The following is a 20,610-nucleotide window of genomic DNA, read 5'->3' as shown; positions in this document are numbered from 1 at the left end:
TATGAAGCATAGGAAAAATATATTGTTTATATTAGCTGCAGTATTAATAGTATTTGGTGTAGTACAAACTCTCATAAGTTTAGAGATGATAGACGAGTACGTAGTCCAAATATTGATTATTATAGGTATAAATATAATATTGGCAGTAAGTTTAAATATGATAGTTGGATATACAGGTCAGCTGGCATTAGGTCATGCGGGATTTATGTCTATAGGTGGATATACTGCGGCTATTTTAACCTTAAAATTAGATGCACCCTTTTTCTTGGTGTTAATAGCTGGAGGACTGATGGCAGCTTTTTTTGGAGTTATCATAGGTATTCCCACATTAAGATTAAAGGGAGATTATCTAGCTATAACAACTCTGGGGTTTGGAGAAATAATAAGAATTGCCATAGTAAATTCAAATACCCTGGGCGGAGCGGAAGGGTTGGCGGGAATACCTAAAAAAACTAGCTTTGCAATGGTATTTTTCATTACGGTGTTTATTATAGTAATTGCTTATAACATAAAGAGATCTTCTTATGGACGAGCAATGTTGTCTATAAGAGAAGATGAACTGGCTTCTAGTTCTATAGGAATAAATACTACTAAATATAAAATGATAGCTTTTGTAACAGCTTCTTTTTTTGCAGGTATAGCAGGAGTTTTATATGCCCATTATTTTATGTTTTTAGATCCTAAATCTTTTGATTATTTGAAATCTTTTGATATAGTTACTTATGTGGTATTTGGTGGAATGGGCAGCATATCCGGTTGTATTTTATCTACAACTATACTGACCTCTCTTCCAGAAATTTTAAGACCTGTAGCTAATTATAGAATGGTTATATATTCGGCGGCACTTGTTGCATTAATGATATTTAGACCGGAGGGTGTATTTGGCATGAGAGAAATTTCCTTCAAAAAGATTATTAATTTTGTAAAGAAAAAAATATTACATAAAAAGGAGGGAGAGTATGATGTCCCTGCTTAGTGCTAAAGATATAACAATAAAATTTGGTGGTTTAACGGCAGTTTCCGATTTTAATCTGGATATTGATGAAAATGAGATCGTTGGATTGATAGGCCCAAACGGAGCAGGAAAGACTACTGTTTTTAATATGCTTACAGGTGTATACCAACCTACAGATGGATATATAGAAATTATGGGAAGGAAAGTCATTAATTTAAAACCTCATGAATTGGCTAAAAAGCATATAGCACGTACTTTTCAAAATATAAGGTTGTTTAAGCATATGTCTGTGCTTGATAATGTAAAAATTTCATTTTCATATCTTGATAAATATAATTTTTGGCAGTGCATTTTAAGGATGCCAAAATACTACAGAGAAGAAAAATCTATGGATGAAAATGCAGAAAGATTGTTGAAAATATTTGGATTGCTGGATAAAAAAGATGAACTTGCAATGAATCTGCCCTATGGACAACAAAGAAAGCTTGAGATAGTAAGAGCCCTTGCCACAGAGCCTAAAGTGCTTCTTTTAGATGAACCGGCAGCAGGTATGAATCCGCAGGAAACTTTAAATTTAATGGAACTTATTAAATGGGTAAGGGATGAATTCAAGATCTCAATACTTTTAATTGAACATGATATGAAGTTAGTTATGGGAATATGTGAAAGACTTGTGGTGCTTGATCACGGGCAGATGATTGCAAAAGGATCTCCTCAGGAAATAAGAAAAAATCCTAAAGTTATAAGTGCCTATTTAGGAGAGGAGGTTAAAATGTAGATGTTAAAACTCAATAATGTGAATTTATACTATGGCGTAATACATGCACTGAAAGATATATCTTTAGAAGTGGAAGAAGGGCAAATAATTACATTGATAGGGGCTAATGGAGCAGGAAAGACATCAATTTTAAGAGCTATATCTGGATTGAACCCCTGTAAATCAGGAGAAGTTATATTTAAGGGGAAATCTTTAAATAAGGTGCCCGCATATAAGATAGTTTCCAGAGGGATTTCTCATGTTTTGGAAGGAAGAAGGGTATTTTCAAATTTAACTGTTTTTGAAAATCTGCAGTTAGGTGCCTATATAAGAAAAGATAAAGCAGGTGTAAAAAAGGATTATGAGACTATTTTTGATATATTTCCAATATTAAAAGAGAGAAAAGAACAGCCAGCAGGTACTTTAAGCGGAGGAGAGCAGCAAATGCTGGCCATAGCCAGAGCACTTATGGTAAAACCTCAGCTGCTTCTTATGGATGAGCCCTCTATGGGGCTTGCACCTATAATAGTTCAGCAGATATTTAACATAATAAAGGAGATTAATAAAAAAGGTACTACTATTTTATTAGTTGAACAAAATGCCAATATGGCGCTTTCTGTAGCCAGCAAAGCTTATATCTTAGAAACTGGAAGAATAGTTCTTGAAGGAAATGCCAGGGAGCTATTAGTTAATGAATCAGTAAAAAGTGCCTATCTTGGATAATTTTTTATTATAGTGATAGGCTTATTTTTTAATTTTAAAAATACAATTTATAAAATTTTTAAGGGGGATTTATACATGTTAAAGAAATTTTTGTCAATATCCATGGCTTTAATGCTAGGGTCTGTGGTACTGATAGGGTGTGGTAAACAATCTGAATCAGAGGAAATAAGATTAGGGGCAGTTTTTCCACTTACAGGAGATGTATCTGTCATGGGGCAGGCATGTAAGAATGCACTGGAAATGTTGGAAGAGGAAACTAATGCTAGTGGAGGTATCAATGGCAAAAAAGTGAAATTTTATTTTGAAGATGATGAAAACAAACCTTCTAACTCTGCCAATGCCATACAAAAGTTAATTAATAATGATAAAGTGGTAGGGGTAGTTGGAAGCTATGCCAGCAAATGTTCTATAAGTATGGGACCTATTGCTACATCTAATAAAATTCCAATGATATCTGTAAGTACAAGCCCTAAAGTAACAAAAAATGGGGGAGAATATGTATTTACATCCACATTTAATGATACTTTTCAAGGAACAATTATTGCAAATATAGCAACCCAAGATGTAAAGGCTAAAACAGCAGCTGTGCTTTATGATGTAGGCAATGACTACGATAAGGGACTTAATGAATTTTTTACAACTAATTTTGAAAAATCAGGTGGAAAAGTATTGGCTTCACTTACCTTTAATGCAGGAGATCAAGATTTTAGTGCCCAGCTTACCAATATAAAAAAGCTTAATCCAGATGTACTAGTTATACCAGATTACTATGGTACAGTAGCTTTAATAGCAAAACAAGCAAGAAATTTAGGTATAACCTCTACTTTTATTGGTGGAGATGGATGGGATTCACCAGCTTTATTTGAAATTGCAGGAAATACAGTTAATGGAAGCTATTTTAGTAATTTCTTTTCTACTGGAGATACAACACCGGCATATGTAAAATTCAAAGAAAATTATGAAAAGAAATATAATAAAGCGCCAGATGCCATTTCAGCTAGTTCCTATAATGCAGGTAGTTTATTAATAGCTGCTATTAAAGAAGCTAACAGTACAGAAGGAGATAAAATAAAAGATGCCTTAAAGAATATCAGTTTTGAAGGAGTAGCTGGAACTACTAAATATGACAGTAACAGAAATGCCATTATGGGAGGCGACGTAATAAAAATAGAAAATCAGAAGCAGATATTTGTAAGAAAAGTAAGCCATTAATGGACTGAGTTGTGAACTTTAAAGAAAGGTTTCTTTCCTTGACTTGAAGTTCACAACTTTATTTATCCCAAGGCTACTATTGATAACACCCTCAAGTTTCTTCAAAGTGGGGGATAGGTATTGTTATGACTCTGGATAAGTTCTTCCCCTAAAGGATAACGCATTCTAAGTGCTAAAGACACTAAGAATACTGTTAATAAGGTTTAGATGGAGGAAAGTATTCCTCACGAGCAAACTCCACCTGAACCTAAGAATTACTTGATAATTTTAATTAAATTGGTTATAGAAAGTCGGGAAAACTCATATGGATGATTTGTATAAAAAAGATAAACCCAGCGTATTATTTTATTGGCATAATTTAAAAATAAGATTGGTAGGGGAAAGTATAATTATAGGGGGTATTACAGGTTTTATAATAGTACTTTTCAGAATGACTATAGAAAAATTGGGAGAAGAAGTAGGAAAAATCTATGAAGTACTTTGGGTCAAATGGTGTGTTATACCCTTATGGATAGTATTACTTGTATTTTTGGGATATATACTTGGATATATGGTTAAAAAAGATCCCACGGTGAGTGGAAGTGGCATTCCCCAAGTTAAGGGAGTTATTCTGAGAAAACTGGAGATGAGGTGGCTAAGGGTTATTTTAAATAAATTTATAGGAGGAAGTTTTGCCATTGGATTTGGACTTTCTCTTGGAAGGGAAGGACCTTCAGTACAATTGGGAGCTGCTGTAGGGCAGGGATTAAGTAGAATTTTGAAAAGGGTAAATATAGAAGAAAAGTATCTAACTACAAGCGGGGCAAGTGCAGGACTTGCGGCAGCATTTAATGCCCCTTTGGCTGGAGCAATATTTGCTTTAGAAGAAATACATAAAAATTTTTCACCTCTAATTTTAATTTCTACATTTTCAGCTGCATTATCTGCTGATTTTATAAGTGGTGGACTTTTGGGTATAGATCCTGTATTTAATTTTAAAAATATACATGTTATTCCTTTAAATTATTATTTTTACTTATTATTATTTGGAATTATAATAGGTATTACAGGAATAATTTTTAATATTGTTCTTTTGGAGGGTCAGAAATTATATTCCAGACAAAAGTGGATTCCAAAAGAATTTAATCCGGTTTTTCCTCTTTTGATTTCAGCAATATTTGCTCTCTTTTTACCAGAAGTTTTAGGTGGAGGTAATTCACTTATAATGTCTTTATCCAGTACCTCTCTTACCATAAAGTTTGTTCTAATTTTAATTATTGTAAAATTCTTATTTACTATATTATGCTATGGATCTGGTACCCCAGGAGGAATATTTCTTCCAATACTTACTATAGGAGCATTAATTGGATATGAGTATGGAAGTTTGCTTATTAATATATTGAATATTAATGCAAACTACATAAATAATTTTGTGATTCTTGGAATGGCAGGATATTTTACTGCAGTTGTGAGATCTCCAATTACAGGGATTATATTGATTACAGAGATGACAGGAGGATTTAATAATTTTCTTCCATTAAGTATTGTATCCATAGTTGCCTATTTAACTGCAGATATATTGGGATCCAAACCCATTTATGATTCATTGCTTGAAAAATTTTTAATTAATAATACAAATTTTAAAATTGAAAATACTAAATCTAAGTTTATTTTAGAAATTCCAGTTTGTATGGGATGTTATTTAGATGGAAAACAAGTAAAAGATATAAAATGGCCTGAATTTTGTTTGATAACAGAAATTAGAAGAGGATGTGAAATCATAATACCCCATGGGAATACAGTTATTTATGCAGGAGATTATCTTACTGTACTTACAGATGAAAAGGATGCAGGTAAATTAGGTGATATTTTAGCTAGAATGTCGCAGAGTATGGAGAAAATTTAATATATTAAAATAAAGGTCTTTTATTAATTATTCAAATAATATATACTTTATACTTATAGGCTGCAACTATATAATATATATTTTAGTGAAAAATTCATAATATTTAGGAGGATAAATATGAGTAAGTTAGGTAAGAAAATTGGATTTATTGGAACGGGGCAAATGGGTGAAGCTATACTTAGAGGGTTTCTGGCAGCTGAATTATTTCAAGCAGATGATATATATGTTATGGATATTTTAGATTCTAGGCTTCAATATTTAAAAGAAAATTTTAAAATAACTCATTTAAGCAGTGATAAGAATAAGGCTTACAGCTATATAGTTGATAATTGTGATATTGTGGTTTTAAGTATTAAGCCACAGGTTTTAAAAGAGGTTCTAGAATATATAAAGGACTGTAACTGGAATAGAGAAAAACATATGATAATTTCAATTATAGGAGGTATAAATACTTCATTTATAGAAAAGTATTTACCTGAAATACCAGTGGTTAGGGTTATACCCAATACTCCTATGTTGGTTAACATAGGTGCTTCGGGAGTGGCACCAGGAAGAAGTGCTTCTAAAGAACATGCCAAATTAGTACATGGTATGTTTGAAGCTTTGGGAGTAAGTTATTTAGTAGAAGAGAAGCATATTGATTCAATAACAGCTATAAGTGGATGTGGACCTGCTTATGTATATATGATGATTGAAGCCATGGCAGATGGGGGAGTAGAATTGGGACTTCCACGTGAAATGGCTCAGACTTTAGCAGCCCAGACTGTTATGGGAGGGGCTAAAATGGTTTTAAATACAGATGAACATCCAGGTAGATTAAAAGACAAGGTTTGCTCTCCAGGAGGATCAACCATTGCTGGGGTGAGGGCGTTGGAGCAGGGTGCTTTTAGAGGAACTATTATGAAGGCCATTGAAGCAGGAAAAGTACGCATGGAAGAGGTAGCAAAGGAAGAAGAAAATAATAATTAATTCTAAAAAATTATATATAAAGGTATAATAAAAATAATAGAAATCAAATATATAGTATAATATTTATAGGAGCTTTAAAATGAATATAAAAGAAAAGGCTGATAGAAGAGAAAAGTATTTATTAAATGCAAAAAAAATTGTAATAAAAGTGGGTACATCTACACTTATGGATGAAGATGGGGTTGTAAATTTTCACAGAATAAGAGAGATTGTAAAGGAAATGTGTCGTTTACAGGATCAGGGCAGAAGTATGGTTTTAGTAACTTCCGGGGCTATTGGAGTGGGGGTTTTAAAAATGGGTCTTGAAAGGAAACCTAAAAATATCTGTGAGAAACAAGCTGCTGCAGCTATTGGTCAGGGAATACTTCTTAGGATATATGAAAAGGAATTTGCGGTATATGGAAAAATAATTGCCCAGCTCCTGCTTACTAAAAATGATTTAGATGACAGGGATAAATGTATTCACGCCCAGAATACTTTTAATGAGCTTTTAAGAAGGGGAGTAATACCTATAATAAATGAAAACGATGCAGTGGCGGTAGAAGAAATAAAATTTGGAGACAACGATACATTATCTGCTTTAATTGCAAAAACTATAGGAGCAGATTTACTTATATTACTTTCAGATATTGATGGACTTTATAGTTCTGATCCTAGAATGGACAAAAATGCTGAGATGATAAGTTATGTGGATACTATTACAGAGGATATTGAAAGTTGTGGTAGTGATTCCATGGGAGAACTAGGTACTGGTGGTATGTGTACAAAAATTAAAGCTGCTAAGATAGCTGTATCTTCAGGTGTATCCATGGTTATAGCAAATGGATCTAAGGATAATATTATAAAAGATATAATATCTTGTAAAAAGGTGGGAACTTTATTTGCTGCGAGTAAATAATAACTATGATGTGATGTATAGAAAAGGAAAGGAGGTTTAATAGAAACTTGGTATTGTTTCTATTAAAAAATAGATGGATATATATGATTGTATTTTAGAAAAAGCTAAAAATGCCAACAGGGCAGCAAGAACACTATCCAATATGAGTACAGATATAAAAAATGCAGCTCTTATAAAAATGGCAGAAGAACTTAATAAGAATAAAGATAATATTTTAAAGGCTAATATGTTGGACCTAGAAAATGCTAAAAACAGTGGAAAAACCGATGCTTTTATAGATAGGCTTACTCTAAATGAAGATAGAATAAAGTCTATGGCTGCAGGGCTCATGAAAGTTGCTTCTCTTCCTGATCCTATAGGAGAAGTTACAAGGATGTGGAAAAAATCTAATGGACTAAACATTGGAAAAGTAAGAGTGCCTCTGGGAACCATAGGTATAATTTATGAGGCCAGACCAAATGTTACAGTAGATGCAGCGGCATTGTGTCTTAAAAGTGGCAATTCAGTTATATTAAAGGGAGGAAAAGAAGCTATTAATTCTAATTTAGCCATATATAATACAATAAACAAGGCTGCCATTGAAGCAGGACTTCCTGCTGGAACTATAGAGTTTATTAATATAACTGAAAGAAAAGCGATAGAAATATTGATGAAGTTAAATAAATATGTAGATGTTTTAATACCAAGAGGAGGAAGTGGGCTTATAAAGTCTGTTGTAGAGAACTCCACTGTGCCTGTAATTGAAACAGGAATAGGAAATTGTCATGTTTATGTAGATAGTAGTGCAGACTTAACTATGGCAGAAAATATAGTGATAAATGCAAAGACACAGAGGCCTGGAGTTTGTAATGCCATGGAAACATTGCTTGTACATGAAGCTGTGGCATCAGAGTTTATACCTCATGTAGCTAAAACTTTGAACAAGATGGGTGTAGAAATAAGAGGATGTTTAAAAACTAAAAAACTTATTCCGGATATTCGTCTGGCTACCGCAGAAGATTATGCACAGGAATTTTTAGATTTAATTTTAGCTGTAAAGGTAGTTAGCTCTATAGACGAAGCTCTAGACCATATTTATAAATACGGTACAAAACATTCAGAAGCTATAATAACTAATAATTATACTTTATCCCAAAGATTCCTAAAGGAGGTGGATGCAGCTGTAGTGTATGTAAATGCATCGACCAGGTTTACAGATGGTGAGGAATTTGGTTTTGGTGCAGAAATAGGAATAAGCACCCAAAAACTTCATGCTAGAGGACCTATGGGATTAAATGAATTAACTACTATAAAATATATAGTATATGGCGAAGGACAGATAAGAGAATAAAAATTATAATATTTATAAAAATTAAACTTCCGGGGCAGTTTTTCTGCATGGAAGTTTAATTTATCCAGTGATTTTTGTATGATTTCAACCTAAACCAGTAATATATTAACAGAGAATTTATGATATGATGGTTTATGGTGTATCATTATATTTAAATAATTTATTTTATAACTGTAATAAATACATGATTAAATATGGAGGTATGTTTATGTGGTTCATAGAACTGAGGAGTGATACAGCAACAGAACCTACTCAAGCCATGAGAGATGCCATGTACAAGGCAGAAGTAGGAGATGACGTATATGGAGATGATCCCACTGTAGTGAAATTGGAAAAATATGCAGCAAAACTTATGGGGAAAGAGGCGGCACTATTTGTACCAAGTGGCACCTTTGGAAATCAACTGGCATTATTCACTCATTGTAAAAGAGGAACAGAAGTAATACTTGGAGAGGACAGCCATATTGTAGTTCACGAAGTAGGGGCTCCAGCTATTATAGCAGGAGTACAGCTTAGAACATTAAAGACTAAAGGCGGCGAAATGGATCCTGATGAAGTGAGGTCTACAATAAGATGTAAAGAAGATATACATTATCCAGAGACAAGCCTTATATGTATGGAAAATGCCTATTCTAATGGGAGAGTACTTTCATTAAAAAATATGAGTGAAATTTTTAATGAAGCAAAAAAATATAATTTACCAGTACACCTTGATGGTGCAAGAATATTTAATGCAGCAGCTTATTTAGAAGTAGACGTAAAAGATATAACTAAATATTGTGATTCTGTTATGTTCTGTTTATCTAAAGGATTATGTGCTCCAGTAGGTTCCATACTGGCAGGATCAGAATATTTCATTCAAAGAGCTAGAAAAGGAAGAAAACTTATGGGGGGAGGAATGAGACAAGCAGGATTCTTAGCAGCTGCTGGTATTGTAGCATTAAAGCATATGTCTGGGAGATTAAGGGAAGACTATGAAAATGCATTATTTTTAGGAAAAGAACTTTCAAAAATACCAGGTATTAAAGTTAATGTAGAAGATATACATATAAATATGGTTTTTTTTGATATGTCTGAAACAGGATATGATAGTAATAAATTAGTAGAGGAATTTTATAAAAAAGGAATTAAAATAAATCCTGAAGAAAATGGAAAAATGAGATTTGTAACTAATTACTGGGTTAGTAAAGAAGATATACCTTATGTGGTAAAAACTTTAAAAGAAATAATTCTATAATATTAAAAGGCTGTAAATTTTTACAGCCTTTTAATATTAAGATTATGAATTAATTTTAATTTATGGTGAATTTCCAAAAGCTGCTGTGGAATCAATATAAGATGCAATTAGTATGGCTAATGAACAAAATACAGCAGTTGAAGATACTAAAAATATTTTTATGGCTAATACTTATAATGTTATTTATACCTAATACTTCAGCATGTAGTAAAAGTGAAATGGTTACAAACAGTATAAAGGAATATATAAATGCCTGGGAAAAAGTGATTATGAACTGATATATAATAAAAATAGATTATGAAAGATTGAATGGAGGAAAAAAGAAAATATGTTAGATGTTAAAAAAATATTAGAAATGGAAAAGGAAGTTAAAGGAGGAAATTTAAATTTAGGAGATTTAAAAAAAGAAAATACTGCATTAGTGGTGGTAGACATGGTTAATGGCTTTGTACATGAAGGAGTTTTAGCTTCACCTAGAATTAAAGGTATAATAAAAAATATAGCAGATTTAAATAATAGTACCTTGGGGTATAAAAAGATATTTTTTTTAGATGAACATGAAGAGGATTCCATAGAATATAAAACTCATGGAATTCACTGCAAAAGGGGAACTAAAGAATGTGAACTTATACCAGAGCTAAAGGAAAATTTGATAGATCATAATAATATAGTTATGATACCTAAAAATAGCACTAATGGTTTTCACGCACCTCTATTTAAAAATTGGTTGAGTGAAAATGAAAATACTATTGAAAATTATATAGTAGTAGGCTGTGAAGTGGATATTTGTGTAATAAATTTTGCAGTTACACTAAAGACTTATTTTAATCAGAAGAATATGGATAGAAGAATAATAGTACCTGCAGACTCTGTGGAGACCTATGATTTAGAGAGTCATGACGGAGATTTAATGAAGATTATATCCCTATACAATATGCAAATGAATGGTATAGAAATAGTAGACAGCATAATTATTTAGTAATTTGTATTTAAATGAACAACAAGTCAAGTAGAAGATTTCTGGACTTGTTGTTTATTATAAGTAAATAATTGTAAACAAAATTTTAAATTTTATTGTTAAATATGTGGAAGAAAATAGCCAATAATGGTATAATTATTGTACTATAGAAAGAACTTAACTATTGATTATTAAATTTTAATTAATAAGATTTTAATATTTCATATATAATTTTGCTTTGAAAGGAACTGCTTATGGGTAGAGAGAAAGAGTATAAAATTATAACGGATTTTACAGTTATAGTAAAACTTATGAAAAAGAAATTATTTTGTATAAACAAGGAAAATATTTCAAATTTAGGAATATCATCTCTTATTATATTAAATGAGGTTGAAAAGGATGTACCGAAGACTTTAAAGGAAATAACTGAAAAGTCAGGATTACCTAATAGTACAGCCTCTGTAATTATAGATAAACTATCCCAAAAGGGTTTTGTACATAGAAAAAGAGATGGAAATGATAGGAGAAAAATATTAATATATTTAACAGAAGAAGGACGTAGATTACTGGATGATTTAAATAATAAAGGATTATCCTATTGTGTACAGATATTGAAATCTGCCAGTGATGAAGAAATAGATATAATTTCAAAAGGACTAAGGGTTTTAAAAGAAATAATGGAAAAAGATATTGTTTAGAGACACTATAAGCTCTATTAAAACAATAAAGGGGGATACTCAGTGAATATAAAGAAGGTTGGGTGTTTGCTTTTAGCTATTTTATGTTTAAACTTTGGAGTTTTAAACCAGGCTGAAGCTGCAATTACACCAGAACGTATAGGTGGTTTTACCAGATATGATACTTCTGTTTTAATCTGCCAGAATGGATGGAAAGAAAGTTCAGATTATGCAGTGATAGTTAGTGGACAAGATTTTCAAGATGCACTATGTGCAGCACCTCTTGCTAAAAAATATAATGCACCTATTTTACTAACCTCAAAAGATAAATTGGATAATCCCATGCAATGGATTAATTTAAATAGAGAACTTTATAGATTGAAGGTAAAAAAGATATTCTTAATAGGAGGAGAAAATTTTATATCATCTGACATAGAACGTGAATTTATAGATAAAGGAATTCAAATTACAAGAATAGATGGAAAAGATAAATATGATACTTCCTTTAAAATAGCTGAAATGGTAGGTATGGAAAATGGAATAGTAATGGTAAATGAGGAAAATTATTCGGATTCTATTACGATTTGTTCCATTGCGGCCTCCAAGGGAATGCCTTTAATATTAGTACCTAAAATTATTGACGATGCTTATGAAAAAAGTATTGAAAATATTAGCAAATACGTATCCAAGGCTTATTTAGTTGGAGACAGTAGCTTAACAAGTTATGATATCATGAGTAAATTTAATAATGTAGATAGAATTCTAGGAAAAGATGAATACGAGAGGAGTATAAATATACTTGAAAAGTTTCAAGACGATGTAAATTATGATACAGTTTATCTGGCGAATGAAGATGATTTAGCAGATGGGTTGTCAGGTTCTGCAATGGCAGCTTTGACCTCATCTCCTATAATATTGATAAAGGATAAATATGATAGTAGAATTCAAGATTATCTGAGAAATAAACTGAATTTAATAAGCAAAATAAATATTTTAGGTGGACAAGGGGTTATAAGTGACTCTACTCTGGAAAGCATATTGCCTATATCTAAAAATCAAATTATAGATAATGGTATAGTGAATACTTCTACAAATGAACAAGAAATAAATTCCATAGGAAGGGATAGTGACCTTTCAGCTTATACCGAGTTAGGAGGTGGACTACCTGAAGAAAATCAGGAAGAGGGTAAATATACCATTTCAATTATAAATAATCCTAAAATAGGTTTAAGCACTAAGATTAATAGTAGCAAGGAGAAAATTCTCAGTAACATTGAAAAAGATGTTACAATACAAGTTGCGGGTATGGATATACAGACTACGGGCTGGTTAGCCGTAGATATCAATGAAAATAATACAGGGATTAAGGAAGTTGTGAAAATACCGGATGTATTGCGACCTTACCTTCCAAAGGAATTTCAAGAAAAACAATATATAATTATGGATCCTTTAGCAATAATAAAAAATACAGATAACAGCAGTTTGGATTTTAAAGACATGGTGGATTTTGAAAACAATTTTCAACCTCAGTTTGAAAGCTTTTTAAAAAGATATTCAGAAGGATGGAATTCAGGATTTGATTTTATAACTTATAAGGGTTTAATGAGAATGGATACTCAAGGGGAGGCCAAGTATGCTGAAACTTATAATTTAAAACTTACAGATGTTACTTTTAAATCGATATTGGACTATACAGCACAAAATTTCATACAGGATAAAGATTTTATAAGTTTTGTAAAACAACTATTAATTACATTTATAGATCTTTCCAAAGATGGGGATAAGGATATGCAAAAAAAACAGTTGGAGGAGACTTTTTCTCTTATGTACTTACATCCGGAAACAACTGCAGATAATATAAAAACTTTTATAGATGCTGTAAAATATGTAAATATAATTGGAGATAAAGGGATAGATATAACTTATAATATATGCGATGGATATATTATAGCAGAAAATGGTACTATAGATTTAAATATTGATACTGCTAAACTAGTGTCAGTTATAAATAATGCAAGTAAAAATAATGAAAAAATCACACCAGACAATATAAAGAATACTTTAGGATTAGGATTTAATTTTACAATTGAAAGCTATAATATGAATAAAAATGTAAAAGTAAGTTTACCTGAAGTCACAGAGACCAATTCTATAGATTATAATAAGCTTTTAGAGGCGACTAATAGTGAGAAGAAATAATTAAAATTTTCAGATAAATAACAGACGTTTTTAATATGATATTTATTCCAAAGCGGTAATTAGCTAATACCTCAGCTTCTTTAGGGTGGGATAAGTACTGATATGCTCCTTTATGAGTTCTTCTAAGATTCAGATGAAGAAAAAGCTTCCTTATAGAAAATTTAACCTGAATTTAAGAATCACTTAATTTAGAAATACTAAAAAAGGATGTGCAGATCAATATTTTAAACTTTATATTGAATGTATATCCTTTTTATGTGATATTTTTCAAAAACGGTATATATTTTTCAAAAAAGTGTATAATTGATTTAAAATTAGGAGGAATATGTATGAAAATCAGATCTAAATTTGGGGGTATAGGTTCAGCTGAGAAATTAAAACTAAATTTTAATGTGAAAAATATTTTTATAATATTTTCATTAATGTTTTTTATATTTGGTTTTACGGTTAGTGTACATGCTCAAGATTCCCAGACTTTGAACGAGGTTAGAAATATAATTAAAGATAACTATATTAATGATGTATCCGATAGTGTATTAAATAAATCTAGCATAGATGAAATATTGACTGGATTGGGTGATCCTTATAGCCAATATTTTTCAGCTGAGGAAGAGGAAGATTTTTTAAATCAGATAGATAACAAAGTGTGTGGAATAGGCATAGAAATGAATAAAGTTTCTACTGGAGCTCAGGTGGTTTCTGTAATCAAGAATTCTCCGGCAGAAATTGCAGGATTAAAAGAAGGAGACATTATAACTTCTGTGGATTCAAGTTCAATTATTGATTTGAATATAAATGAAATAGGGAAATATATACGTGGTGAAGAAGGTACTAATGTAAATCTTGTAGTACAAAGGGGGAATGAAATACTAAATTTTAGTATACAGAGGGCAGAATTACAATTATCTACAGTAGAGGGTATTATGTTAGATAATAGCACGGCATATATTTATATATCATCTTTTGGAGAAAATACTTCTCAGAAATTAGATGAGACATTGGAGGAGCTTAGTGTAAAAAACCCGGAAAGCTATATAATAGATTTGAGAGATAATGGGGGAGGGTATATGTATTCTGCGGTAGATATAGCTGGAAATTTTATAGGGAATAATTTGGCTTTAATAGTTGAGGACAAGAATAAGAATAAAATAGGATATTTAACCGGGCAACATAAAATTGTAATGGATAAACCAGTTATATTTTTAACCAATGGAAATACAGCCAGTGCTTCTGAGATATTGGCGGCTGCGGTTAAGGATTATAAGAAAGCCTTTTTTATAGGCAATGTTACCTATGGAAAAGGAGTAGCACAACAAATATTTCAACTTTCTAATGGAAGTGCGTTAAAATTGACTACACAAAAATTTTATTCTCCTTTGGGTAAAGAAATACAAGAAGTAGGTGTAAAACCTGACTTGGATACAGACGATTTAGATGCTTTAAAAGTAGCGCAACTGTTATCAGGAAAGTGTAGAAATAATATAGATAAGCGTGGATTTGTGAAAATTACATTAGATGAGAGAGAATTTAATATAGATTTAAATATGGCTAAAAGTGAAGAGTATTGGTCAACTTTTAAGTATATAATAGGACATGCATCAAAATCTAAAGTTTATATAGGAACTAAAGATGGTTGGAAAAATGCTCCTGATGAATACTTTAACAATATATATAAATTTTTTTACTCTGATTATAAGTTATTAGATACTTTAAATAAAGTACCGGAAGATAAGTCATTTACTGTAACTTTTAATAAAGAAATAAATTTTGATTTAAATAGTAATATAACTATGGAGATCATAAATAGTAATACAGGTAAGAGAGTGGATTTTGATATAAACATTTTAAAAGGCAGTAAGGCCGTTCTTACCCCAAAAGAAAAATTAGATAAGGGACAGACTTATTACATAAAGATTAAAGATGTCATAAAGCCTATTGTTGTAAAGAAATAGAGAGGTAAAAATATGGAAACTACTCATCAATTTCTTTCATTAAGTTATACGGTAATTAGAAAAAGTAAAAAAAATATAAGTATCAAAATTGATGAAAAGGGAAAAGTAATTATATATGCTCCCTATCATATAAGCTATAAGTATATAGAGGAAGTTGTAAAAAATAAGATACCCTGGATATTGAAAAATGTCCACATAGTAAAAGAAAGAATGCAAAATGTAAAGTTAATAGATATCCAACAGGGGAAAAAAATACTATGGCTTGGGAAACTTTTAAATATTAAAAAATATATATTGGACACACAAAAATATTATATTAAAATTTTTAAAAATAACTTTGTAATCTATGGAAGTAAAACTTTGTTGGAAGACGAAGAAAATATGAGAGATATCATATTTAAATTTTATAGGGAAAAAGCTAAATTGATTTTTAAGTATAAGGTAAATGTGTATAGCAAAAAACTGAATGTATATCCCAAGAATATAACTATTAGATGTCAGAAAACCATATGGGGAAGTTGTTATTCAAATGGAAATATAAATTTTAACTGCAGACTTTTAATGGCGCCTATGAGGATCATAGAATACATAGTTGTACATGAATTATGTCATCTGGTGTATATGAATCATTCTAAAGATTATTGGAAGCTGGTGGAACATGAGATACCTGATTATGTAAGTCGAAGAGATTGGCTTAAGAATAATGGATATATACTTGTTTTTCCTATGAATCTTAAAGGTGGAATATATATAAATAAACCATATATACATATAGTGAGGTAATGTTATTTATCCGAACGCTAGAATTAGCTGATACTCCCATCTTCTTCAAGGTGGGAGATAAGCGCTGCTATGCGCCTGGATAAGTTCTTCTAAGGTTCAGATGGAGATAAGCATTTCTCATAGGCAAACTTCCACTTGAACCTTAGAAGAACTTGATAATTTCAATGTGAGAGGAAAGGTAATATGGCATTTCGATCCTTATTTTTAATTGCTCTGGCACTTTCTTTAGATGCTTTTAGTGTTGCTATATCTATAGGTCTAAACAATTCAATAAAAAGAAATAAAAAAATTCAATTTATAATATCTTTTGCATTTTTTCAGTTTTTCTTTGCTATGATGGGTGCCTATGGAGGTTTTTTATTTAATAAGTATATTGTCTCTATTCCTGAAATAGTTGGAGGGGCAGTAGTATCAATTGTAGGTATACTTATGCTTAAAGAAGGTTTTCAAAGTAAAAAACAGCATACGCTTGTGAAACCTGGAATGGTTATTATACTTGGGATTTCTGTAAGTATTGATGCTTTAGTGATTGGATTTACTGCTTTAAACAATATGAGAAATGTGTTAGATATACTATATCATACTTTATTTATAGGTGTGGTAACCCTTATATTGACTTCTTTTGCTTTTGTTATCTCAAGGTATCTTCGAAAAATACATGCTATAAGCAAGTATGCAGACTATATTGGGGGCATAATACTTATTATATTTGGTATCAAAATGATGCTTTTTTAAGTGGAATTTGGGGTGGTTTTATGGATATAGAAAAATCCTTAAGAAAATATGGAATAAAAGTTACACAGGCAAGATTAAATATTTTAGATATATTATATGAAAGTGAAAGTGCAATGAGTGTAGAAGATTTATTTCAAGAGTATAAACAAAAAAATGTAAATGTAGATTTATCTACAATTTATAGAACTTTGGAGTTATTTGAAAATAAAAAAATTGTGAGAAAATTTGATTTAGGTAAAGGAAGACACAGCTATGCTATAATAAGAAAAAATCATAAACATATATTACAATGTAAGGTATGTGAAAAACAAGTAGAGATAGATTGTCCCATGCAACAAATAGAAGAAATAATAAAAAGTAAAACAGATTTTGTACTTGTAGATGAAGAATTGGATTTTAAAATAAGTGGTATATGTAAAGATTGTAGAAATAAACAACTAAATCATGGTACAAGAAAATTATTGTAGAGTTACTTCATTAGTATATACCTTTTTTACTTTCCAAGTACCATTAATATTTTTTTCTAAAAATACAGTATATTCTACTTTGTGGTGAGGTGTTTTACCTGATATACCTTTAACTTTAATGAAAGCAGCTTTACCGTTGGAAAATGATAGAGTTACATCTTCCATGTTATATATTCTGTATTTGTTAAAAATTCCTGTAGTAAAATAGTTTTTAACTGCATAGTTGATATCCATACATTTTTTTGATATATATATATTTTTTATTATTACAATAGTTAACAAGGTAACTATTATGGAAAATATAAATTTTTTCATGAGATACCTCCATAATATAAAAAATATTCTTTATAATTATAATAACCAATTTCTATTTGTAAGTAAATAGAAATTTTAGTATTTTTAGCTAAAAATGAATTAATCCTTCATAATTAATTTTTAGTAAGTTAACTAAAATATTTTAATTTATATCTTAAATGTGATATGCTTTTAGTTAGAAAAGAAATTGAATATATCAAATTTTATTGAGGTGAAGCAATGAGATTAGAGTTCATAAATAGAGTTAATGAAAAAGATGTGCTTGGAAAAAGCATATTGACATGCGATGGACAAGTTTTATTAAAAACAGGAGTAGAATTGACCAATAATTATATAAATAAATTGAAAGAGTTAGGTGTATTTTATTTATATGTAGAAGATGAAAGATTAGAAGATGTGAATATAGAAGATGAAAAGTTATTGGAATTGAAGCAAGCGTCAATGAAAAGTATGTCAAATATAATGAGTAATTTATATAATTGTAATGAAAAAGAATTGAGAAAATCCTTTATAGGTATAGAAGATATGGTAAACTATATAATTGAACTTGGCGATGTGAATAAAAGTCTTTATGATATACAGACCTATGATAATTATACATTTATTCACTCAATAGATACTTGTATTATGGCTTCTTTTCTAGGTGTCTCAGCAGGATATGACAAATGGCAATTGAGAGAAATTGGCATAGGGGCTTCCTTGCATGATATAGGGAAAACAAAGATTCCCTTAGAAATATTGAATAAGGAAACTAAGTTAACAGATGAAGAATTTAAAGAGATAAAAAATCATCCTATATATGGGGCTAAAATTCTTAAAAAAAATGTTATAATTTCAGATGCAGTAATTAAAATAGTTGAACAACACCATGAAAGAATAGATGGCAGGGGATATCCTTATGGACTTGAGGACAAGCAGATAACAAACTATGCAAAACTAATTTGTATATGTGATGTATATGACGCAGTGAGCAATGATAGGTGTTATAGAAGAAAATTCAGTCCAAATGATGCCTATGAACTTATACTTTCGGGAAGTGGTAGTAATTTTGATCAAAATTTAGTATATAATTTTAAGAATACTTTTGCTATATATCCTCTAGGGTGTGGAGTTCAATTATCAAATAGAATTAAAGGTTATGTTGTAAAGCAAAATAAAGGATTTCCGGATAGGCCAGTAATAAGAGTGCTTTATGATGTGGATACAGGGAACTCTATACCTGGTTATGAATTGGACCTATTACAGACACCTAATGTGGTTATAAAGGGATTGATTTAATAAAAGCAGAATAAAAATTTTTATATAGTGTAAATTAGATATATATTATTTTATGCTTTTAGGGAGAAGAATATGAACTTGTATATTGATAATTTAATAGAAATATTATATAAAGCTTATAATTTTAAAATTATAGAAATAGAAAAAAATCAGGGATTATATGGTAAGTGGGCATTATGGAGGGAAGAAAATAATGCAGTAAGAGTTATATTTTTCCTCAAAGATGAAAGTTATAGAAATATGAATTTTGAATCTCTTATTTCAGACTTAGAAAAGTTATTTCAAAATAGGAATTTACAGTTTACACAAATAATTATGAATAGAAAAACTAACTTATCTGTAGAACATATAAATAATTATCAATTAGATTATAAAATACATAGACAGTGTGAATTAATTTTAATTAATCCTGATTCAAATCAATTAGTATATTATACAGAAGGATCAAGAGAGCTGGCAAACCAAATATTACAGAGTATGATTTATATGAGGGATTCTAAAAATATATCCAGTAGAAAAAGAATAAAAGAGATAATTGTTACCTATATAATTATAGCTTTAAATATATTAGTATATATAGGAACTTCATATTTATCCGGCAGCATAATAGATAGTAATTTAAATGTATTGGTATTTATGGGAGCTAAGGTGAATCTTCTCATAGATAAAGGACAATACTATAGATTATTTACATGTATGTTTTTACATGCAGGCATAGTACATTTGGGAGTAAATATGTATTCTCTTTATGTGATGGGCACTTTTATTGAAAAAGTATATGGAAAACTTAAATATATAGTTATATATATTATTTCAGGATTGTTTTCCTCCATATTTAGTTATATGTTCTCATCTTCCATATCTGTAGGAGCCTCAGGAGCAATATTTGGACTTTTGGGTGCATCTTTGGTATTTGCCCTTAAAATGAAACATTCTGTAGCTAAGGAATTTGTTATGAATATAGTAACTATAATTATAATGAACCTTATAATAGGGTTTTCCGTAGCTAATGTAGATAATTTTGGACATATAGGGGGGCTTATAGGAGGTATACTTATTACTTACGTAATAAGTAATATAGGTCTTAAAAAAGTTTAATTTTTTCCGAACGCAGTAATCAGCTAATACTCCTATCTTCTTCAAAGAGGGAGATAAGCACTGCTGTGTACATGGCTAAGTAATTCTAAGGTTCAGATGGAGAAAAGCATTCCTCATGTGCAAACTCCACCTGGACCTAGGAATCACTTGATTCCGGTATGTAAACAGCTAAAATATGACAG

20 protein-coding genes are annotated in these 20,610 nt (G+C 30.4%); 19 read left to right on the top strand and 1 reads right to left on the bottom strand.

The window, feature by feature from the left end:
* The first annotated feature begins 1 nt into the window (after nucleotide 1).
* From AB3K27_RS15045 to AB3K27_RS14965, 17 genes are all read left to right on the top strand, one after another.
* On the top strand, nucleotides 2-976 hold the full coding sequence (locus AB3K27_RS15045; protein ID WP_368488214.1) for a branched-chain amino acid ABC transporter permease: 975 nt from the start codon (nucleotides 2-4) through the stop codon (nucleotides 974-976).
* Nucleotides 963-1,733 (top strand): ABC transporter ATP-binding protein, encoded by a 771-nt coding sequence (locus tag AB3K27_RS15040; protein ID WP_368491252.1) that lies wholly within the window; start codon nucleotides 963-965, stop codon nucleotides 1,731-1,733. The genes AB3K27_RS15045 and AB3K27_RS15040 overlap by 14 nt, the downstream gene beginning before the upstream one ends.
* Nucleotides 1,734-2,435: an ABC transporter ATP-binding protein gene (locus AB3K27_RS15035; protein WP_368488213.1), complete on the top strand. Its 702-nt coding sequence runs from the start codon at nucleotides 1,734-1,736 to the stop codon at nucleotides 2,433-2,435.
* Nucleotides 2,436-2,510: 75 nt separating this feature from the next.
* Complete coding sequence (locus AB3K27_RS15030) at nucleotides 2,511-3,647, top strand: ABC transporter substrate-binding protein (RefSeq protein WP_368488212.1); 1,137 nt, start codon at nucleotides 2,511-2,513, stop codon at nucleotides 3,645-3,647.
* Nucleotides 3,648-3,951: 304 nt separating this feature from the next.
* Complete coding sequence (locus AB3K27_RS15025) at nucleotides 3,952-5,532, top strand: ClC family H(+)/Cl(-) exchange transporter (RefSeq protein WP_368488211.1); 1,581 nt, start codon at nucleotides 3,952-3,954, stop codon at nucleotides 5,530-5,532.
* Between the two features lie 117 nt (nucleotides 5,533-5,649).
* A complete protein-coding gene (gene proC, locus AB3K27_RS15020) occupies nucleotides 5,650-6,501 on the top strand; it encodes a pyrroline-5-carboxylate reductase (protein WP_368488210.1) in 852 nt (283 codons plus the stop codon).
* 79 nt (nucleotides 6,502-6,580) lie between these two features.
* Nucleotides 6,581-7,399 carry a glutamate 5-kinase gene (gene proB, locus AB3K27_RS15015; protein WP_368488209.1) on the top strand — a complete coding sequence of 273 codons (819 nt, stop codon included), beginning with the start codon at nucleotides 6,581-6,583 and terminating at the stop codon, nucleotides 7,397-7,399.
* A gap of 73 nt (nucleotides 7,400-7,472) precedes the next feature.
* Nucleotides 7,473-8,729: a glutamate-5-semialdehyde dehydrogenase gene (locus AB3K27_RS15010; protein ID WP_368488208.1), complete on the top strand. Its 1,257-nt coding sequence runs from the start codon at nucleotides 7,473-7,475 to the stop codon at nucleotides 8,727-8,729.
* A gap of 208 nt (nucleotides 8,730-8,937) precedes the next feature.
* Complete coding sequence (gene ltaE, locus AB3K27_RS15005) at nucleotides 8,938-9,966, top strand: low-specificity L-threonine aldolase (protein WP_368488207.1); 1,029 nt, start codon at nucleotides 8,938-8,940, stop codon at nucleotides 9,964-9,966.
* 119 nt (nucleotides 9,967-10,085) lie between these two features.
* Nucleotides 10,086-10,244, top strand: coding sequence for a hypothetical protein (locus AB3K27_RS15000; protein ID WP_368488206.1), 159 nt, complete (start codon nucleotides 10,086-10,088; stop codon nucleotides 10,242-10,244).
* A gap of 50 nt (nucleotides 10,245-10,294) precedes the next feature.
* Entirely contained in the window at nucleotides 10,295-10,945 is a 651-nt protein-coding gene (locus AB3K27_RS14995; protein WP_368488205.1) for an isochorismatase family cysteine hydrolase, read from the top strand.
* A gap of 233 nt (nucleotides 10,946-11,178) precedes the next feature.
* Nucleotides 11,179-11,622 carry a MarR family winged helix-turn-helix transcriptional regulator gene (locus tag AB3K27_RS14990; protein WP_368488204.1) on the top strand — a complete coding sequence of 148 codons (444 nt, stop codon included), beginning with the start codon at nucleotides 11,179-11,181 and terminating at the stop codon, nucleotides 11,620-11,622.
* A gap of 42 nt (nucleotides 11,623-11,664) precedes the next feature.
* Nucleotides 11,665-13,800, top strand: a complete 2,136-nt coding sequence (locus AB3K27_RS14985; RefSeq protein WP_368488203.1) for a cell wall-binding repeat-containing protein — start codon at nucleotides 11,665-11,667, stop codon at nucleotides 13,798-13,800.
* A 329-nt stretch (nucleotides 13,801-14,129) separates the two neighbouring features.
* Entirely contained in the window at nucleotides 14,130-15,752 is a 1,623-nt protein-coding gene (locus AB3K27_RS14980; RefSeq protein ID WP_368488202.1) for a S41 family peptidase, read from the top strand.
* Nucleotides 15,753-15,764: 12 nt separating this feature from the next.
* Entirely contained in the window at nucleotides 15,765-16,535 is a 771-nt protein-coding gene (locus tag AB3K27_RS14975) for a M48 family metallopeptidase (RefSeq protein WP_368488201.1), read from the top strand.
* A 183-nt stretch (nucleotides 16,536-16,718) separates the two neighbouring features.
* Nucleotides 16,719-17,270, top strand: a complete 552-nt coding sequence (locus tag AB3K27_RS14970) for a manganese efflux pump MntP family protein (protein ID WP_368488200.1) — start codon at nucleotides 16,719-16,721, stop codon at nucleotides 17,268-17,270.
* A 20-nt stretch (nucleotides 17,271-17,290) separates the two neighbouring features.
* Nucleotides 17,291-17,737, top strand: a complete 447-nt coding sequence (locus tag AB3K27_RS14965) for a Fur family transcriptional regulator (protein ID WP_368488199.1) — start codon at nucleotides 17,291-17,293, stop codon at nucleotides 17,735-17,737.
* Here the strand turns inward: AB3K27_RS14965 and AB3K27_RS14960 are convergent.
* The gene (locus AB3K27_RS14960; protein WP_368488198.1) at nucleotides 17,729-18,052 is read right to left on the bottom strand and encodes a hypothetical protein; all 324 of its coding nucleotides are present in this window, start codon (nucleotides 18,050-18,052) and stop codon (nucleotides 17,729-17,731) included. The genes AB3K27_RS14965 and AB3K27_RS14960 overlap by 9 nt on opposite strands.
* A gap of 219 nt (nucleotides 18,053-18,271) precedes the next feature.
* Here AB3K27_RS14960 and AB3K27_RS14955 point away from each other — a divergent pair, with 219 nt between their 5' ends.
* Together AB3K27_RS14955 and AB3K27_RS14950 are read left to right on the top strand one after the other, a co-directional pair.
* Nucleotides 18,272-19,330 (top strand): HD-GYP domain-containing protein, encoded by a 1,059-nt coding sequence (locus AB3K27_RS14955; protein WP_368488197.1) that lies wholly within the window; start codon nucleotides 18,272-18,274, stop codon nucleotides 19,328-19,330.
* 72 nt (nucleotides 19,331-19,402) lie between these two features.
* Nucleotides 19,403-20,428 carry a rhomboid family intramembrane serine protease gene (locus AB3K27_RS14950; RefSeq protein ID WP_368488196.1) on the top strand — a complete coding sequence of 342 codons (1,026 nt, stop codon included), beginning with the start codon at nucleotides 19,403-19,405 and terminating at the stop codon, nucleotides 20,426-20,428.
* Nucleotides 20,429-20,610: the final 182 nt, after the last annotated feature.

This window comes from Clostridium sp. BJN0013, assembly GCF_040939125.1.
Lineage (GTDB): Bacteria > Bacillota > Clostridia > Clostridiales > Clostridiaceae > Clostridium_B.
This window is presented reverse-complemented; position numbering and strand designations above follow the sequence as displayed.